This window comes from Proteiniphilum sp. (assembly GCF_040307845.1).
Taxonomy (GTDB): Bacteria; Bacteroidota; Bacteroidia; order Bacteroidales; family Dysgonomonadaceae; genus Proteiniphilum.
The window spans coordinates 108,316-127,682 of sequence record NZ_JAWRIS010000004.1 but is presented as its reverse complement, the minus strand read 5'-3'; the positions used below and the strand labels follow the sequence as shown (position 1 = coordinate 127,682).

The window sequence follows — 19,367 nt, the reverse complement described above, 5'->3', positions numbered from 1 at the left end:
AGTTTCTTCTTACTGTTGATAAAAAAGAAGGATGATTTTAAGGCGTAATGTCTGAGAAATGTATACGATCACTTTTTGTAGTACAGTTCGATGGTTGTACCGTTCATTTTATAGTACATTGGGGAGGTAAGGGTGAGTAAGTCTAAAGTATTGATGATACTACTGCTGCAGAGTGTTCCCGAGAAACGGAGAGCACGCAGTTCATCTGATGCAAAACGGATATCTACGTTGAATACACGTGACAGGGTAATGGCAATTTCCTCAAGTGAATTATTTTGAAAGTAAAGATTCCCATTTTTCCATTCTGTGAAATAGGAAGCATATACCATGTCGGTAGTAAGTGTTCCATCTATTTTGTTATATATTGCACGTTCATTTTTTTCTAAGACGTGCTCTAAGCCGTGGGCTGTTACTCTTACTTTCCCTTCCAGTAACACAGAAGAAAAGAGTTGGCTATTGTCATAAGCTGTCACGTTGAAAGAGGTTCCCAATGCTTCAATATCCATCTCTTTTGTTTTCACAGTAAACGGATATTTTGTGTCTTTTGCCACTTCAAAGAAAGCTTCCCCCGATAGATATACATTCCGATTTTTACGGCTGAAAGTCTCGTTATAGGAAAGCGTCGATTCGGAATTGAGCCATGCCCTACTCCCATCGGCAAGCACGATGGAGGCTTTTTCCCCTTTATCTGCTGTAATAGTGATAAGGGCGGGCTCTTCGATATGATTGGTCATCAAAAAATATACCGAAAAGGCTGAGATAAAGGGAAGCATGATCACTGCCGCCCATCGCAACGTTTTTTTCCAGTCCATTACCGGGAAAAAAGGCCTTTTTTTGTGGGAGATGGAGGCGTGGATAGAGGCAAACAGAAGTTTAGACATTTCTTCGTCCATTTCCGGACTGGCATTCATCAGTTCGTTGTCTAAAATAGATTGAATCCGGGCGTTATTCCGGAGTGCGCCTGCGAGTAATTGCAATTCCGGCTCCGAAATTTCTTTCCGCAGGTATTTTTCAAATAAGCGTATGTACTGGTTATCCTCCATTATTTTTTTCCTGTGTATTAAGAATACAGTTTAGGCCTCACTTCCCTCTATTTACCCATTATTAATTATATTAAATTAACGACATCAAGCAGAGAATAAATAGTTTGTCATAATTTTTTTCGAACTGCCTCTTTATGAATTTTGTAGCCAGTGAAAGTTGTGTTTCCACTGTGCTTATGGATATTTGCATTATATCGGCAATCTCTTTCGTCGAAAACTCTTCTTTTCGTCGCAAGATGAAAATTCTTTTGCGCGAGGGGGGTAGTTGTTCTATCAATTCATCTACATAGTTCTCAAGCCATTTTTTATCGATTTCGTTTTCGGTAAATTCGTCATATGCAGGTTGTTCTTTTAATAAAAACTGTTGGTATAGAAACTCAACAGTTTGGTGCTGGTACTTATTGAATAGACTATTTTTAGCGATGGAGGAAAGGTAAGATAATATCGATTTTCTTGTGTCAACTTGCTCCCGCACTTCCCATAATTTGATAAATGTGGATTGCACGATCTCTTCCGCAATATAATGGTCACCATGTGAAATTGCCATAATGAAGTTGTACAGCTTTCCGGAATATTGTTTGTAAATATTCTCGAACGCTTTATCCGAACCTTTACTCAATGCCCTGAGTTCTTTTACTTCATCAAACATCTTGTTCATTAGATCTAAATTTTCATCACAGCATACCGAATCATCACATTCATCAATCAGTCTCATATCCCCATGTTTTCCCTTTTTCCGTGGCGGGCAGGCCTTTTGTCATCCAGACGGGAGCCGGGCTGCCTTTCAGGTAATGATCGAAGAACTGTTGCAGGCGGATGGAGAGATCCTTGGCATTGCGGCGTTCCTTCAGATTATGGGCCTCGTTATTGTATTGGAGCATCCAGACCGGTTTTCCCAGTCGACGGAGCGTCATGAAATATTCTACTCCCTGATACCAGGGGACTGCCCCGTCTTTGTCGTTGTGCATGATCAATAACGGCGTATTGACTTTATCGGCATAAAAAACAGGAGAATTTTCGATATAGAGTTGTAGCGAATCGCTCATGGGTACTCCGATACGCGACTGGGTCTGTTCATACTGGAACTGGCGGCTCCTGCCCGATTCCCAGCGGATTCCTCCATAGGCGCTGGTCATGTTCGATACCGGTGCACCGGCACCTGCTGCTTTGAACATATCGGTTTTCGTCACTAAATAAGCCACCTGATATCCTCCCCAGCTTTGCCCTTGTATGGCCATGTTGGCTTTGTCCACCCAACTGTTTTCTGCCAGTGCCTGGGCACCTGCCACTACGGAGTTATAGGCATCCATCCCCGGCTGTCCTGTTGTGTAATGGATGTCGGGCGTAAAGACAATATATCCCCGGCTCACAAAGAAAGGAATATTGATTGTGGAGCGGCTGGGAGCCGGTGTGAAGTAACGATACAACTCATCGGAGTGCTGTTCGTAAAAATAAATCATTACCGGATATTTTTTCGAAGGATCGAAATCTTCAGGTTTATACACGATGCCTTGGAGTGGTATGCCGGTAAACGAAGTCCAGGAGAAGAGTTCGGCTGTTCCCCAGTTATAATCCCGCATCTGCGGATTGATGTCAGTCAGTTTCTCAGTCGATTGCCAAAATGTTTGAGTGACATGCAGGTCGGGTGATGTCTGGAAATTGCTTTTCTGGAACGCGTACACCTCTTTGTCTTTTGCTTTGGAGATGGACGTGAACGAGAATGAATCCATCGTTCTTTTCTTTAGTGGATTGCGTCCTTTTTGCGCCAGGGTGTAATAACCCGACTGTTTGGTTTTCCTGTCAAAAGCCGATAGGAGAAGCAGGTCGCCGGGTTCGATAAATCGTTTTTCAGGATCGGTTCTCACGTAACGGAATGTGATGGAGTCGTTCCGCCCGGTATGGCCGGTGAAGTTCTCCGGGTTCTTTGCACCTTTGGGATCTATCTTCCAGATGTCGAATGCGTCGTTGACAAGGATATACCCGTCGTTTTCCGTCCATGCGGCAATTCCGTAGGAGCCGGGAGTAGAGGGGACATCGTTCTTCTCATCCCAGAAGTTGACAGGGATATCTCTGGTAATATTCCTGGTCAATTTGTCATGGTTGTCATATACGAACCACTGGCGTTCATTAGCATCCCACCAATAGACAAAATTGCCTTGCGGTGAGATCATGGGCCTGCCCTGTACGGGAGTGTCAACAGTTTGCAGTTGTCCTGTACGGGAATCCCACACCCATACGTCGTTTTTTGAAGAAATGTCCCATTGGCTTTCGAGTTGGTAAGGTTCATCCGACCAAAGCAATGCGAAACGGCCGTTCCCTTCATCCGAAATGTTACAAAACGGCATCTCCTCATTGGCGATGGCGATAAACCGGTTCGGTTGGCCGGGAAGGATTATCCCTGTATAAGTCCGGTGTTGTTTGTTTTTTAATTCCACCAACTGTTGGGGTTGGATCAGTGGTTCCTGCCAGTGCCAGATATCAAGTGCGGCTGTTTCGAAATCGACTATGGTGGTATCTTTGGGCGCTTGTTTTGGGGCAGCTCCGAGGATAATCCGCTCCCCATTTTTGCTGAATCCGGGAGCAGAGAATTCATTGAAAATCCATTTTTCGGGAAGCCCTGAAGCGTTTCTGTCGGCGAGTACTACTGCCGAATCGTTTCCATTTCGGAAATAACGGACATCGAATACCTTTTGTTCGACTTTCGAGATATCTCTTGTGGCCAGGTAAATAAGTTGCTTCCCTTCTTCATCAAAAGCGAGTGATTTATATTCTGCGTTTTCATTGGAGATACGCATTGAGTTATTCTTTTCCAGGTCGTAAAACAGGACACCGGGTGTATCGGTGGAATCTTTTTTGTCAGGTTCAATGATAATCGCCAGCGAGTTGCCGAATTTGCTGAACAGGTGTTCTTTTGCATTGGGTATGGTATCTTCATGTTGGGTGGTGATATTCCGGATCACGACCCACTCTTTTGGTTTTGCCGTTTTATTCTTTTTATCTGTCGTGTCGGCTTTTTGCGTGATGGTGTAAGCAATATGCGAACCCATCTTTTCCGCTGTCCTGAATGATTTTACAGCAGCTATCTTTTCAATGCCGAATGAATCATTATGGATGATTGCCAAGGAATCTTCCGGCATTTCGTCCGCTTTTTTCTTTTTGATCCGTGCTTCCCGCCTTTCGGTAAACGGAGCTTTTATCAATCCTACCGTATATTTTCCATCCGGGGCCAACGCGTATTTGTTTACTCCTTTCAGTGTCAGACTTTTATTTTTTTTCAAGTCATGGATGAAAAGGAGGCTATCACCTTCCTGTGGGCTGATAATGGCGCCGACAAAATTACCGTTGTCACTTACAGTAATATTTTGGAGACTTTTCCAGTCGTCATATACCGAATGGTCGAGAGGTTTCTTTTGGGCGGACACCGTTGTGCTTAAAAAAATGAAAAAGAGGGGGACAACGGGTTTCAGGAAAGAGGTAAAGCGCATAAGCTGGGAGTTATAAGTTAGAATTTAGAAGTCAAGAAGTCAAGAAATTGAGAAGTTAAGAAGTTGAGAAGTCAAGAAGTAGCGGAAACTGATTTGTTGATTTAACGATGTGTTGATGTGCTGATCGTTTAATACATGACGACTTCATCAATTTATATAATTCCCAAATTCCAAATCCAAAGCGAAAGTACAAGAAATTTTTGTTTTTTACAAACTTTGAAATCAATGTTGTTTAATTATGTTATATTTGTAAATCTACTTACCTTTTATTATATAATTAAAAACTGAATAATTATGCGTAGAAAATCATTGTTACTCCTTCTGATCGCTTTCATCTTATGCTACACGCTACCGGCACAGCAGAGCGATTACGTGAAACCATCGCTGAGCGATGAAAATTCGTGGAGCCTCGTTCTTTTTCCCGATGTACAGACCTATATGAAGTTCGATTACAACCAGCCGATCCTGGATCTGATGCTGTCCTGGGTATCGAATAATGCGGAAATATTGAATACGAAGATGGTGATGTGTACCGGTGACCTGGTGGAACAGAACGATCTCTTCAATCCCGATGGAAAGAGGGCTAATCAGACAAGTGTCTCCCAGTGGGAAGCCGTGTCCGCTGCTTTCGGGCGTTTGGACGGGATACTGCCTTATATCCTGACTACCGGCAACCATGATTATGGCATTCTGAGTGCGGAAAATCGCTTCACCCATTTCGACGAGTATTTTCCGTCTAATAAAAACCGGTTGACCCAGAGGATGCTTCGGGAAGTAGGACTGAATGTGGAAGGGAGGCCTACACTCGCCAATGCAACTTATGAGTTTGTAAGCCCTCATGGAAGAAAATTCCTGGTGCTCGTGTTGGAGTTCGCCCCACGTGATGAGACCCTGGAATGGGCGAAGAGTGTGATTGAAAAAGAACAGTATAATGACCATACTGTGATCCTGCTTACCCATTCCTATATGGATAGCAATAACAACCATATCGTGAAGGAGGGGTACAAGCTATCTAATCCGAATTATGGAGAAGCCATCTGGCAGAAACTGGTACAACCGTCGAAGAACATACAGATGGTGCTTGCCGGCCATATCGCGATACCGGACAACCCGCAAGGCCATATCGCTTTCAGGGTGGATGAGAATGCCGCAGGAAAGAAAGTGAGCCAGATGGTGTTCAATGCGCAGGCGCTCGGTGGCGGCTGGCATGGTAACGGTGGCGACGGCTGGCTGCGTATCCTCGAATTCCTGCCCGATGGAAAAACGGTGAAGGTGAAAACTTTCTCACCCCTGTTTGCCATCTCGCCAACCACCCAAAAATACGCATGGAGAACCGAACCCTATGATGAATTCACTTTTGAATTGGATTGAATAGGAGTTTTTTGAATAATAATCACAACATCACTTTTTGTAAGGCTTTTTTTATAAAACTATTCAGGGTTTCTCCTTCTTTTCTTGCTTCAAGGGCAATGTTTTTGTGTAATTCTGATCCTATACGAATATTCAGTGTGCCGCTGAACGGTTTCTGTGGTTTTACTTCCTCTTGTTCGCAATCGGACAGATAATCATCTATACATCCCTTGAAGTCTTCTTCCAGCTCATCAAATGTGTTGCCTTCATACGTAAACAAGTGGGTTATACCCAATACACGTCCGTGAAAACATTTATCTGGAACACTAAACTCTACCGTGCCGGTGTATCCTTTATATTCTAATGTATCAATATTTATTGTTTTCATTTTTAATCAATTAAGTTGCAGTCTTGAAGTAAAGTCTTTATATCATTCAATTGATATTGTTTTAGAATCTTATCGGGATGAGGTTTGTGCGAAGGCGACCGCTTCATCAAAAGAAAAATCTTTAGGTGAAGATAAAAAATGTTTCAAAAGTTTCTCTTTTCTCCCCATGATGCAAAGATATAAAATATTTTAATTGCAACTAAAAAAAGAATATTTAGTTGCAAATATTAATTGACTTAAAAAGTTATATTTCTTTATTTTTCAAGAGGAATCTTATTGTAAAATCCTATAATAGAGAGAAATAAATATTGAAATGACTTAATTGTTGTGTATGTTTCTATGAGATAGTATTTGATTTGATAATAATTGAGATGTTGTTCTATTCACATTTGGTCTTGACTCTTACTTATAAATATTTTTATCAGTATAGGCGTTTAGGTCGCCCATTGTTTATTACTATCACTTAGCCATTTGGTAGAAGTTGGTACAGTCCTCGGAGAACATCCAAATGGTTCTTGCCGGGCGTATCGTAATTTTTTCCAGCCACCAAAAAATAAGCCTGGAGAAACCGAACCCCACGATGAATTTATTTTTTGAACTGGATTGAAGAAATTACATTCCTTCAAAAAAGTCAGATAATGTCGTATCAAAGTATTGGCATATAGCTGACAATGTACTTAAAGTTATATTAGATTTTCCGGATTCAATTCGGCCAATATGGATATCCGTATCAATATAAAATACTTCTTGAGAAATACCTTTCTTTTCTCTGAGTTGTTTTATACGTCCTGCAACTTCTGCTAATAATATGTCATCTTTCCTTTGCGTGCCCACTTTATTCTATTTTCAACAAACAAAATTCGGGTAATTGGGGAATAAAATCAATGACATATTTGTCATTTTGGAATAATCTTTATATCTTTGTAATAACTAAGAGATATCCAAATACTCTTGAGTGGAGAATAAACTCATCGGCTGAGATTTATATGATTTCACATTCATCCGCTCGTTGAACTGTTATGATCAATAAATACAGTATATAGGGCGAAGTATGAAAAATATGAATATTTAATTGTGCACGAACACAAAAAAATACCGGGTTTCAAATGACTTAATGTATAACTATAAATAACAAATGAAGAGAAACATCTTTCTAATTTAGATTAAGTGGAATCGGATTTAAGATAATACCGACTCTTTTACCAGAGAATTAATGGCTTGTTAATAAACTAAAATCATTTATTATGCAAAAAGGAAAGTACTTCTATTTGTTGTTATTGAGCATTGTGATGCATGCTTCAATAGCAACCAGTGCATATTCGCAACATACAGTTTCGGGTATTGTGAAAGACATTGCAGGAGAGCTCATTATCGGAGCTAATATTGTAGAAGAAGGAACCAATACCGGGACTGTAAGTGATGTGGATGGACACTTCTCTTTTACAGTTTCCGATTCGTATGTTTCTCTTCATATTTCTTTTATCGGTTACCAGAGTCTTATCTATCCTTTGAACGGGCAGACCAAAATAACCATCGAGTTGAGAGAAGACTTGCAGAGTTTAGATGAAGTGGTCGTAGTGGGTTATGGAACAGTAAGGAAACGTGATCTTACAGGAGCCGTGGCGTCCGTGAAAGGGGATAAATTAAAGGAGACAGCCTCTTTCAGTACGACAGAAGCATTACAAGGGCGGGCAGCAGGTGTGAATGTTATGCGGACCAACGCCACACCGGGAGGAAGCAGTTCGGTACGGATCAGGGGGAATCGATCCCTCAAAGCGACAAATGAACCGTTGTATGTGGTGGACGGCATTCCCATTGTGGTGGGATTGAATGAGATGAGTGCGTCGGATATCGAATCTATTGAGATACTTAAGGATGCTTCGGCCACTGCCATCTACGGTTCCCGCGGTGCAAACGGGGTTATCCTTATCACCACCAAAAAAGGCAGATCGAGCAAAACCCAGATCGATTACAACGGGTATTATGGGATACAACAAGCTACCCGTACGATTGACATGATGAACGGCGCGGAATGGGTTGAGCTGGTACGCGAAGCCAATCGCGCAACCACCAGGACAACCCCTTATCCGCTGGTCCCGACATTGGAGTGGGATAGGAGGATCGGATACTTTACCGCTGATCCGAATGTGATCGGTAAGATAGAAATGGGTTACGATGAAAATGGGAACTGGCATCCCGAGAGAGTCCCCTATACGGACTGGATGGATGAGGCACTCCGACTGGCTCCTATCCAGAATCATGAAATAAGTGTGCGTGGAGGTTCGGACAATATTAAAATGCTTGCGTCAGCGACTTATTTTAATCAGGACGGTGTGGTGAAAGGGCAGGATTATTCACGCTATTCCATCAGGGTGAATTTTGACTGGGTATTAAATGACCGTGTAACGATCGGTGGAAATACCCAATTTTCCCATTTCGACAGGAATGCAGGCAATAACCTGTACCATGATGTGAGGGGTATTTATCCTCTTGCCGATATTTACGACGAAAACGGAAATTACATCACAGAGCGCCCGGGTAACGACCCCCAGTTATGGAACCAGTTCCTGAATCTCGATCACAGGAAAAGAGAGCAGAAGAAAGACCGCTTTGTAGGGAGTTATTATCTGGAAGCAAAATTGCCGTTGGATATCACTTTCCGGTCGAATGTCGGTCTGGATACAGGACCCTATTACGACAATGAATTTTATGGAGCACTCAGTTCAGACCGTTCGGGGAGTCCGGCAAGGGCAATAAACAGAACCGATACCCGGCGTATGTACACATGGGAAAACCTGCTGTTTTATAATAAACAACTTAATCCCGACAATCATATCGGCCTCACTTTTCTCCAGTCCATACAGGAGGAAACTCAGGAGACAAATGAGATAAAGGTGAGGGAGTTACCTTATGAAAACCAACTCTGGTACAATGTGGGTTCCGCCCAGGACATAGAGTCTGTCGGGAGTAATTATATCCGCTGGCGCCTGGCTTCTTTTATGGGACGTATCAATTATAATTATAAAGATAAATATCTTTTGACAATGTCTGCCCGTTACGACGGATCTTCCAGATTAGCTCCCGACCATAAATGGGTACTGTTTCCCTCGGTAGCATTGGCATGGCGTATCAATGAGGAATCTTTCCTGAAAGAAGCGGAAGTGCTGAGCAATCTGAAACTAAGGCTCGGCTATGGAGTGACCGGAAATACGGCTATTGATCCCTATAAGACGCAGGGTAGCCTTGAGTATGGACGATATATGTATGGCTCCCAGGGAGTCCTTTCCTTTTATCAGAAAGAAATGCCGAATCCTTATCTTAGCTGGGAAAAAACAGGGCAATGGAATCTGGGTATCGATTTCGGATTCTTTGACGGACGGATCAGTGGGGTGATCGATGTTTATATTCAAGAGACGAAAGACCTGTTGATGGAGCGGCAGTTACCTATTGTTTCCGGATTTCCTAATGTGGTGTCGAATATCGGAAAGATCAAAAATAGGGGATTGGAAATCACACTCAATACCATCAATGTGGATCGGAAGGACTTCAAGTGGAACACCGATATTATATTCGCGACGAATAAAGAGGAGATCAGTGAATTGTACAACGGAAAAGTGGATGACGTAGGTAACAAATGGTTCATTGGTAAACCGATAAGGGTTTTCTATGATTACAAGGCGGATGGAATATGGCAACTCGAAGACCAGGCGGAACTGGAAAAATGGGGTGGTGCATTCAAACCGGGCGACATTAAAGTGGTAGACCGTAACAATGATTACAATATAACTTCCGAAGACCGGTTCATTCTTGGGCAGGTAGAGCCTAAGTTTACCCTTAGCATGAGCAATTATTTCAATTTCAAAAATGTCGATTTCAATTTTTTCCTGAATGGAGCATTCGGACAAATGCGCGCCTTCGACAGGAACTGGAGTTTTAACGGAAGGTATAACGGCGCGAAGGTCAATTACTGGCGGATTATCGGTGAAGACGAGAACGGAAATCCCATCAGTAATAAAAGCAACGAAGCACCCCGGCCAAACAGTGACTTTGAAAATCCAAACTATATCTGGTCACTCTACTATAGTAAGTCTTCTTATCTGCGTATAGGACAGGCTACTTTAGGATACACGGTGCCTGCTTCAGTGACAAAGAGGTTGGGTATAAGTAATCTCAGGATATACGGTACGGTACAGAATCTTCATGTCTTTACGAATTTCCCCGGCATTGATCCTGAATTAGGGAACGATACAGATAACAGGGGGTACAACGAACCTGTTCCGAGGACTTATCTTGTAGGATTAAATCTTAGTTTCTAATTATGTCATACTTTAAAAGAATACGAATATGAAGAATAAAAAATATAGTATAAACCATTTCCTGTTTATACTCACTTTTACAGTTGTAATTTCCTGCGACTCTTTCCTTGAAGAGAAGGTGATCAGTGGAGTATCCTACGATTTTTTTGAAACAAAAACAGGAATAGAAAGTGCGGTGAATGGGGCATATACAACCATGCGCTGGTATGTGGGGGGTGAGCGTTATTATTGCCTGACGGAGTATGGCGTCGATTATGTATGGGAAGGTGCGGACGGAGGAAAAAAGGACGCGTTCAATAAATACAGTGTGCAGATGAACTCCGGGGAAAGCCTTTTGTATGAATTCTGGGAGAACAATTACAAAGGGATAAACCGTATCAATACGGCGCTCATGTATCTTCCCAAGGTCCAAGATATGACTGAAGAGGAAAAAAGAGAGCGGGAAGGAGAATTGAGGTTTATGCGCGCTTACTTCTACTTTGATCTTGTGCAGCATTTTGGGCCGATTCCACTCATTATGGAAGGCAATGTATCCGAAATTGTTACAGATTTTCAAAGAGTCCCCGTAGCTGGTATCTATGAAGCGATCCTGGCTGACCTGGTGTTTGCTTACGATGCGCTTCCGGATATTTCTCAACAGAGCCAGCGGGGTAGGGCTACAAAGTGGGCTGCCGGGCATCTTATGGCAAAAGCCTATCTCACAAGAGGAAGTGCAGTGAAAGATCAGCGTGGACAACAGACAACCGATATACAAAACGCCCTGATGTACGCAAAGGCGGTGATTGAATCAGGAAAATTCTCCCTGGAAGAAGATTATGAGTCTACTTTTGATATGCAATTGCAAAAAAACTCTCGTGAGACAATCTTTGGTATTGAATTTACCCAGGACGTATTGTTTAACGGTGACGGAAACAGAATGCACCTTTACTGGGTTCCCACTTACGAAAATCTTCCCGGATTGCAGCGCGACTTGCTGCAAGGACGTGCCTGGAAACGGGTTCGTCCGACGCCTTATTTCCAAACACAGTTATTCGACCATCTGAACGATTCACGTATATATAAGATGTTCAAATGGGTATTCTGGGCGAACCGGGAGTCATCTATCCCGGTATGGAACGATAAATATTACTATGTAGACGAGGAGGGGAGAACAACAAGTGATCTTTTGTATGCACCGCCGATCGAACTGGTAGGAAAGAAAAAGTTTGCTCTCGGAGATACTGCTGCTTACTTTATCCCAAAGGACTACGGTGCTAAAGATTATACAAATAAAGTAATTGATGTGGCTAAAGACAGGCAGATGCAGTTGGATATTGCCAGAAGCCGGTATACATTGATTCCGGTAGATAACAATACCAACCATTTCTTCCCGTGCCTTCTTAAGTGGATCGATCCGGAACGTCCCGATATGAACTATGAACAGGGTTCGCGTAATTTTATCCGTATGCGGTTGGCAGAGACATATCTGATTGCTGCGGAAGCGGCAGGTAGAATGGGTAATACGGAGATTGCCGCAGAATATATCAATGCCGTCCGCAGGCGTGCCGCTTATAAATCGGGGGAGGTCAAACCGGGGCAATGGATCACAGTGGAAGGTGGAAATGAGTCTGGACTGTATAATTCCACAGAGGAAGCGATGCTGGTCACCGCCGATGACATAAGTGCCAATTTTGTGAATTTCATGCTGGATGAGCGGTGCCGTGAAATGTTCGGGGAAATGAACCGATGGGAAGATCTGGTACGTACAGAAACATTGGTTGATCGTGTCAAGCAATTCAATCCCGATGCGGCTGCTAATATAAAAGAGTACCATAAGCTGCGCCCAATCCCCCAGCAACATATCGACCGGTTGTCGCCCAAACCATCGATAGAGGAAGCACAAAATGAGGGATATTAATGGAAGTTGATTAAATTCAAAAAGCAAACAAATGGTGAGATTGCAGTCATAATAGATAATAAAATCGTGATAATCAAACCTGAATAAGTTTGCGGTGAAAATCTGTGTTCTTTGGTAGTAGCTTTATATGTGTAATGTTAAAATCGAAGAAATAGTTGCATTATATTCATAAAACACTTTTCTTTGCAAACAAAATTAAGGGAAAATGAACAATTTACTTTTAAACGGATATTGGTGGCGCTTCTTACAACTCAAAAAGTCGTAAGGAAGAGCATCATGCGTTTATAGTGAAATCAGAAATATAAAGAGCCTGTCGCAATCCTGCGACAGGCTCTTTTCGTAATAGGCCGGTCGATAAGGGTTGTATTGAGTAACGAAGAAAGTAGAGCCGGACATTAATTGGAGAATAATTAAACAACTGGAAATATGCAAAAATATGCAATAGACGAGAGAGGGTATTACGGTGAATTCGGCGGAGCTTATATTCCCGAGATCCTGCATAAATGCGTGACTGATTTGAAAGAGACATACCTCCGCATCATGGAAAGTGACCGGTTTCAGCAGGATTTTGAGAAATTGCTTCGCGATTATGTGGGACGTCCTTCACCACTATACCATTCGAAACAGCTTTCCGAGCGTTATGGTTGCAAGATATACCTGAAGCGGGAAGACTTGAACCATACCGGTGCGCATAAGATCAATAACACCGTAGGGCAGATATTGATCGCCCGCGAAATGGGTAAAACGCGTATCATAGCCGAGACGGGTGCCGGCCAGCATGGCGTGGCCACTGCTACGGTTTGTGCACTGATGCAGATGCCTTGTACCGTCTATATGGGAAAGACCGATGTGGAGCGGCAAGAGGTGAATGTGAAAAAGATGGAGATGCTGGGAGCGACGGTCGTGCCGGTCACGTCTGGTAATATGACACTCAAAGATGCTACCAATGAGGCGATACGTGACTGGTGCACACACCCGGGCGATACCCATTACATCATCGGTTCCACGATAGGCCCGGATCCTTATCCCGATATGGTGGCACGGCTGCAGTCCGTCATCAGCCGTGAGATAAAGGAACAACTCCTCCGGGAAGAAGGGCGCGACTATCCCGATTATCTCTTTGCTTGTGTAGGTGGAGGAAGCAACGCGGCAGGGACGATCTATCATTATCTGAATGATGAGCGGGTACGTATCGTATTGGCGGAAGCAGGCGGAAAAGGAATCGATAGTGGCGAATCGGCTGCTACCATCCATTTGGGTAGTGCGGGTATCATCCATGGATGCCGTACCCTCCTGATGCAGACCGAAGACGGGCAGATCACCGAACCTTATTCCATCTCGGCCGGATTGGATTATCCCGGGATTGGGCCGATCCACGCCTATCTGGCATCGGCCGGACGCGCGCAGGTATTGGCCGTCAATGATGATGAGGCCCTCAAGGCTGCTTTCGAACTTACCCGGAATGAAGGAATCATTCCCGCCCTGGAGTCTGCCCACGCTTTGGCGGCACTTGATAAAGTTACATTCTCTCCGAATGATATTGTGGTATTGACGCTTTCAGGAAGAGGTGATAAGGATCTGGAAACGTACTTTGCATATCAATTACCAATTACTGATTATTAATTACTAATTACCAATTACCAATTACCAATTACCAATTACTAATTATTAATTATTAATTACCAATTATTAATTGCCAATGGATCAATGGATAGATGGTTGAGTTTTTCACTCTACAATCTTCACTTTCAAAGGCCTTGTATCTTGATTCTTGGCTCTTGTGTCTATAAAATTATGAAACTACAATTCGAAACAAATAGTAAAAAGATAATGGGCGACCTGCATACGCCGGTCAGTATTTATCTGAAAGTAAGGGATGCCTATCCTCAATCGGCGCTTTTGGAGAGTTCCGATTTTCATGCCAACGAGAACAGTGTCTCTTATATCGCGCTGAAACCTATCGCAAGGGTGGAGGTGAACAGGGGGATATGTACATTCCTTTTACCGGGTGATAAAGAAGAACAAAAATCATTGTCGGATGATTTTACTATCTCTGACGCACTGGGTAGCTTTATTGACCGGTTTGAAGTGACAGGGGAAGATAAGGAACAATGCGGACTGTTCGGTTATACCACGTTCAACTGTGTGAAGTATACCGAGAATATCCCTATCCGTGAAAGTAAAGAGGTCAGGAATGATGCACCCGATATGCTGTATATTCTCTACAAATATTTGTTGGTGTTCAACCATTTTACCGACGAGATCACCCTGATAGAGTTACTGGAAGAAGGTGAGATCAGCAACCTCTTCAAGGTGGAGTCGCTGATCAATCAACGGAACTTCGCAACTTACAACTTCTTCACTGAAGGAGCGGAGCGGAGCACCATCACCGATGAGGAATACAAGCAGTATGTACGTAGTGGGGTGGAACATTGCCTACGGGGCGATATCTTCCAGATCGTGCTGTCGAGGAGATTTATACAGCCTTTTTCTGGCGACGATTTCAAAGTCTATCGGGCGCTCCGTTCCATCAATCCTTCTCCTTATCTTTTCTACTTCGATTTCGGGGGATTTCGTATTTTCGGATCATCACCCGAGACCCACTGCAAGATCAAGGGCCCGCATATCAGTATCGACCCGATTGCGGGAACTACAAAAAGAACCGGCAATTATCAGGAGGATATGAAATCGGTGGATTTCCTGTTGAACGACCCGAAAGAGAATGCCGAACATGTGATGCTGGTCGATCTGGCCCGTAATGATCTGAGCAGGAATGCCCGAGATGTAAAGGTTGATTTCTACAAGGAACCACAATTTTATTCACATGTGATTCATTTGGTATCCCGGGTGAGCGGCCAACTGAGTGAGGATGCCAACCCCATCAAGGCTTTTTTTGATACTTTCCCTGCCGGCACATTGTCTGGAGCACCTAAAGTACGGGCCATGCAACTCATCTCCGAAATTGAGTCGCATAACCGTGGCGCATACGGCGGATGTATCGGTTTTGTTGGGTTGAACGGTGATTTGAACCAGGCCATCACCATCCGTACTTTTGTCAGCAGAAATAACGAGCTGTGGTATCAGGCCGGTGCGGGAGTCGTTTCTCAGAGCAGTGATGAGTATGAGTTACGCGAAGTGAACAGTAAACTGGGAGCGCTCAAGAAAGCCATCGATATGGCCGTTACATTATATAACGCCTAAATTTTTTGCAATGAGTAAGATACTTATTCTCGATAATTACGATTCGTTCACCTACAACCTGCTTCATGCTGTAAAATCGTTGGGTTGTGACGAAGTGGATGTGATCCGCAATGATAAAATAGATCTCGCATCAGTAGCAGAGTATGATAAGATCATCCTCTCGCCCGGTCCCGGTATTCCCGAAGAGGCAGGCCTGATGCTGCCTTTGATCGAACAATATGCCGCTACGAAGAGCATTCTGGGTGTATGCCTCGGACATCAGGCCCTCGGAGTGGTTTTTGGTGCTACGCTCGAAAATATCCCGTTTGTCTTTCATGGTGTGCAGACAATAGCAAAGATTACAGGGAGCGATTACCTCTTTAACGGGTTGCCAAAAGAAATCCTGGTGGGACGATATCATTCCTGGATTGTGTCAGGAGAGAATTTTCCTTCGGAATTGGAGATTACCGCATTGGACGAGGTTGGCAGTATCATGGCGATGAAGCATAAAAGGTTTGACCTTCATGGCGTGCAATTCCATCCCGAATCAATACTCACCCCGGAAGGGATAGGGATAGTCAGGAATTTTGTTAAAGGTTGAGAAGTTGTAATGTAGTTCGGTGGTTATTCGGTGGTTATTCGGTAGTTATTCGGTTGTTATTCAGTGGTTATTCGATTGTTATTCAATTGTTATTCAGTGGTTATTCAGTAGTTATTCGATTGTTATTCAGTAGTAGTTCAGTTGTAGTTCAGTTGTAGTTCAGTTATAGTTTGGTAGGTATTCGATTGCAATTGAGTTATCCCGTAAAGCGGGAAATAACAGCGAAGCGAATAACGGCGAAGCCGAATAACTACAGAATTGGCGAAGCCGGATAACAATCAGTCTTGGTTCTAAAATCTTTATTCTTTACTCTTTGCTCTTTACTCTATAGATATGAAAGAAATACTGTATAAATTGTTCGATTACCAGTACCTCTCCCGCAATGAGGCTAAGGAGGTGTTGTTCTCTATTGTGAAAGGGGATGTGCCTGACACGCAAATCGCGGCGCTGATCACTTCTTTCCTGATGCGGAATATCTCGGTGGATGAAATTCTGGGGTTCCGTGATGCGCTGCTCGATATGCGGGTGGGCGTAGATCTATCTGATTATGATGCGCTTGATATCGTCGGTACCGGCGGGGATGGTAAGAATACATTCAATATCTCTACCGCGGCTTGTTTTGTGGTCGCCGGCGCGGGTTACAATGTAGTGAAGCATGGTAATTATGGTGCGACCGCTATCAGTGGAGCCAGTAATGTGATAGAACAACAGGGAGTTCAATTCTCCACAGATAGTGACAAGCTACGGAAAAGCCTTGACCACAGTGGAATTGCTTACCTGCATGCCCCGCTGTTCAGTCCGGCGCTGAAAGCGGTCGCCCCGGTGCGTAAGAGCCTGGGGGTGCGTACTTTCTTCAATGTATTGGGACCGTTGGTCAACCCCGTACAGCCGGAATTCCAGATGTTGGGGGTCTATAACCTCGCTATGTCGAGGTTATATGGTTACATCTATCAGGAGGAGAAGAAAAAATTCTGTATCGTACACAGTATGGATGGTTATGACGAGATTTCGCTAACCAGTCAATTCAAGGTAGTGACCAACAATGGTGAACAGCTTTATATCCCTGAAGAACTCGGTTATCAGCGGGTTGCACAGGAGGAACTCTATGGCGGTAATACATTGGAAGAAGCTTCGGATATTTTTAGGAATGTGCTGCATGTCCGTGCAACCGAGGCGCAGATGAATGCGGTGCTGGTCAACGCTGCCTTCGGTATCCAGACGATTGAGCAGGATAAACCGATCGGGGAATGCCTTGAGATGGCTAAAGGCTCATTGTATGGGAAAAAGGCGTTAAGGGCGCTGGAGAAGTTTGTGGAAATTAATAGTTGATCTGAATTACTAATTATCGATTACTAATTACTAATTACCGATGGAATTAGATTTCAGGTCTTGGCTCTTGGTTCTAAAAATCTTGGTTCTAAAGAAATGATAGATATATTAAGCGAGATTATTGCTCACAAAAGAAAAGAGGTTGCAACACAGAAAGGGCGGTTATCTTTATCTGAGTTGGAAAAGCGTTTGGCGACGGTAATGGAAACAGTTCCCTTTTACTCGATGAAAGCGGCTTTGGAAAGTTCACAGTCGGGTATTATAGCCGAATTCAAACGGCGTTCGCCGAGTAAAGGGTGGTTGTCCCACCCTGCTGATCCCGGGAAACCGGGACAAGATGTGCGCGAAGTAACCACAGCATATGCGTCGGCAGGAGCTTCGGTATTGTCGGTATTGACCGATGAGGAATATTTTGGAGGCACCATGGCCGACTTGCGGCAGGCGACCTCCGGAGTACAGATACCGGTGATGCGGAAAGAGTTTATCGTGGATGAATACCAGTTGTTCGAAGCCAAACTCGCCGGAGCGAGCGCGGTGCTACTGATTGCCGCGGCTATTACTCCGGAGGAATGTAAACGGTTTACGGAACAGGCGAACCAACTGGGACTGGAAGTGCTTTTGGAACTGCATGATGAGCGTGAAGTCGACTATATTGGTCCGCGCAATAAGCTTGTCGGAATCAACAACCGCAATTTGGGTAGTTTTGTGACCGACCTGCAAAAGTCGTTCCGGATGGCCGGACTTTTGCCCAAAGAGGCGGTATGGATTTCGGAGAGCGGCATATCAGATCCCGGAATCGTAAAAGAACTGCGGCAAGCCGGCTACCGGGGATTCCTGATCGGGGAACATTTTATGAAAAGTACCCATCCCGGACAAAGTCTGAAGGTATTTATTGATTCAATTGTTATTCAATAGTTATTCGGTTGTAATTCAGTTGTAATTCGGTTGTAATTCAGTTGTTATTCAATAGTTATTCAATAGTTATTCAGTGGTGGTTCAGTGGTAGTTTGGTAGGTATTCGATTGCAATTGAGTTATCCCGTAAAGCGGGAAATAACAGCGAAGCGAATAACGGCGAAGCCGAATAACAATAGAATCGGTGAAACCGGATAACAATAGAATCGGCGAAGCCGAATAACACGAAGTGAATGGAGTATGATTATCAAAGTATGCGGCATGCGTGAGGAAACGAACGTACGCGAGGTGGAGCAGTCAGGGACGGATTGGATGGGATTTATCTTCTATCCCAAGTCGCCGCGTTATGTGGGGGAAATGTTGCCTTATATCCCCGAAAACGTGAAGAGGGTAGGGGTGTTTGTCAATGAAGATACCGGCCGGTTGCTTGCACTGGCCGAAAAAAATAGGCTGGATATCCTTCAATTGCACGGCGATGAATCCCCCGACGATTGCAAGAGGTTACAAGAAAAAGGTTTATTTGTTATCAAGGCATTCGGGATTGCCACCGATAAACCATTCCCGGTTGAACTGGTAGAACAGTATGAAGACTGTTGTGATTATTTCCTTTTTGATACACGGACAGATCTCTATGGAGGCTCGGGTGAAAAATTTGGGTGGGGGATTCTTTCGAATTATCGGGGAGAAACTCCCTTTCTTTTAAGTGGCGGCATTTCGCCAAAAGATATGGAGGCCGTAAAAGGGTTTTCACATCCGAAATGTATTGGGATCGACTTAAACAGTGGTTTTGAGATCTCTCCTGCCGTGAAGGACGTACAATTATTACAAACATTTATCGGCGCATTCCGTTAGTATTTTGCATTC

At 43.7% G+C, this 19,367-nt stretch carries 14 protein-coding genes; 9 read left to right on the top strand and 5 right to left on the bottom strand.

The window, feature by feature from the left end; genetic code table 11:
• Positions 1-68: 68 nt before the first annotated feature.
• The 3 genes from ABV001_RS00780 to ABV001_RS00770 all read right to left on the bottom strand — a co-directional run bounded on the left by ABV001_RS00780 (position 69) and on the right by ABV001_RS00770 (position 4,528).
• Entirely contained in the window at positions 69-1,043 is a 975-nt protein-coding gene (locus ABV001_RS00780; protein WP_352421043.1) for a FecR family protein, read from the bottom strand.
• Between the two features lie 70 nt (positions 1,044-1,113).
• Positions 1,114-1,692 (bottom strand): RNA polymerase sigma-70 factor, encoded by a 579-nt coding sequence (locus ABV001_RS00775; RefSeq protein ID WP_352421066.1) that lies wholly within the window; start codon positions 1,690-1,692, stop codon positions 1,114-1,116.
• A 52-nt stretch (positions 1,693-1,744) separates the two neighbouring features.
• Complete coding sequence (locus tag ABV001_RS00770) at positions 1,745-4,528, bottom strand: alpha/beta hydrolase family protein (RefSeq protein ID WP_352421042.1); 2,784 nt, start codon at positions 4,526-4,528, stop codon at positions 1,745-1,747.
• 294 nt (positions 4,529-4,822) lie between these two features.
• Here ABV001_RS00770 and ABV001_RS00765 point away from each other — a divergent pair, with 294 nt between their 5' ends.
• Positions 4,823-5,899: a metallophosphoesterase gene (locus ABV001_RS00765; RefSeq protein WP_352421041.1), complete on the top strand. Its 1,077-nt coding sequence runs from the start codon at positions 4,823-4,825 to the stop codon at positions 5,897-5,899.
• Positions 5,900-5,921: 22 nt separating this feature from the next.
• On the opposite strand, the gene ABV001_RS00760 is transcribed toward ABV001_RS00765, so the two are convergent.
• The gene (locus ABV001_RS00760; RefSeq protein WP_352421040.1) at positions 5,922-6,266 is read right to left on the bottom strand and encodes a type II toxin-antitoxin system HicB family antitoxin; all 345 of its coding nucleotides are present in this window, start codon (positions 6,264-6,266) and stop codon (positions 5,922-5,924) included.
• A 612-nt stretch (positions 6,267-6,878) separates the two neighbouring features.
• The gene (locus tag ABV001_RS00755) at positions 6,879-7,100 is read right to left on the bottom strand and encodes a helix-turn-helix domain-containing protein (protein ID WP_352421039.1); all 222 of its coding nucleotides are present in this window, start codon (positions 7,098-7,100) and stop codon (positions 6,879-6,881) included.
• 410 nt (positions 7,101-7,510) lie between these two features.
• Here ABV001_RS00755 and ABV001_RS00750 point away from each other — a divergent pair, with 410 nt between their 5' ends.
• The 8 genes from ABV001_RS00750 (at position 7,511) to ABV001_RS00715 (ending at position 19,355) form a co-directional block, all read left to right on the top strand.
• Positions 7,511-10,582, top strand: coding sequence for a SusC/RagA family TonB-linked outer membrane protein (locus ABV001_RS00750; RefSeq protein WP_352421038.1), 3,072 nt, complete (start codon positions 7,511-7,513; stop codon positions 10,580-10,582).
• Between the two features lie 28 nt (positions 10,583-10,610).
• Positions 10,611-12,479, top strand: coding sequence for a RagB/SusD family nutrient uptake outer membrane protein (locus tag ABV001_RS00745; protein ID WP_352421037.1), 1,869 nt, complete (start codon positions 10,611-10,613; stop codon positions 12,477-12,479).
• Positions 12,480-12,905: 426 nt separating this feature from the next.
• Positions 12,906-14,102: a tryptophan synthase subunit beta gene (gene trpB / locus ABV001_RS00740; protein ID WP_352421036.1), complete on the top strand. Its 1,197-nt coding sequence runs from the start codon at positions 12,906-12,908 to the stop codon at positions 14,100-14,102.
• A 171-nt stretch (positions 14,103-14,273) separates the two neighbouring features.
• On the top strand, positions 14,274-15,680 hold the full coding sequence (locus ABV001_RS00735; protein WP_352421035.1) for an anthranilate synthase component I family protein: 1,407 nt from the start codon (positions 14,274-14,276) through the stop codon (positions 15,678-15,680).
• A gap of 10 nt (positions 15,681-15,690) precedes the next feature.
• Positions 15,691-16,260 (top strand): anthranilate synthase component II, encoded by a 570-nt coding sequence (locus tag ABV001_RS00730; RefSeq protein ID WP_352421034.1) that lies wholly within the window; start codon positions 15,691-15,693, stop codon positions 16,258-16,260.
• A 333-nt stretch (positions 16,261-16,593) separates the two neighbouring features.
• On the top strand, positions 16,594-17,589 hold the full coding sequence (trpD, locus tag ABV001_RS00725) for an anthranilate phosphoribosyltransferase (protein ID WP_352421033.1): 996 nt from the start codon (positions 16,594-16,596) through the stop codon (positions 17,587-17,589).
• A 96-nt stretch (positions 17,590-17,685) separates the two neighbouring features.
• Positions 17,686-18,504 carry an indole-3-glycerol phosphate synthase TrpC gene (gene trpC / locus ABV001_RS00720; protein WP_352421032.1) on the top strand — a complete coding sequence of 273 codons (819 nt, stop codon included), beginning with the start codon at positions 17,686-17,688 and terminating at the stop codon, positions 18,502-18,504.
• Positions 18,505-18,743: 239 nt separating this feature from the next.
• Positions 18,744-19,355, top strand: a complete 612-nt coding sequence (locus ABV001_RS00715) for a phosphoribosylanthranilate isomerase (protein WP_352421031.1) — start codon at positions 18,744-18,746, stop codon at positions 19,353-19,355.
• Positions 19,356-19,367 lie beyond the last annotated feature (12 nt).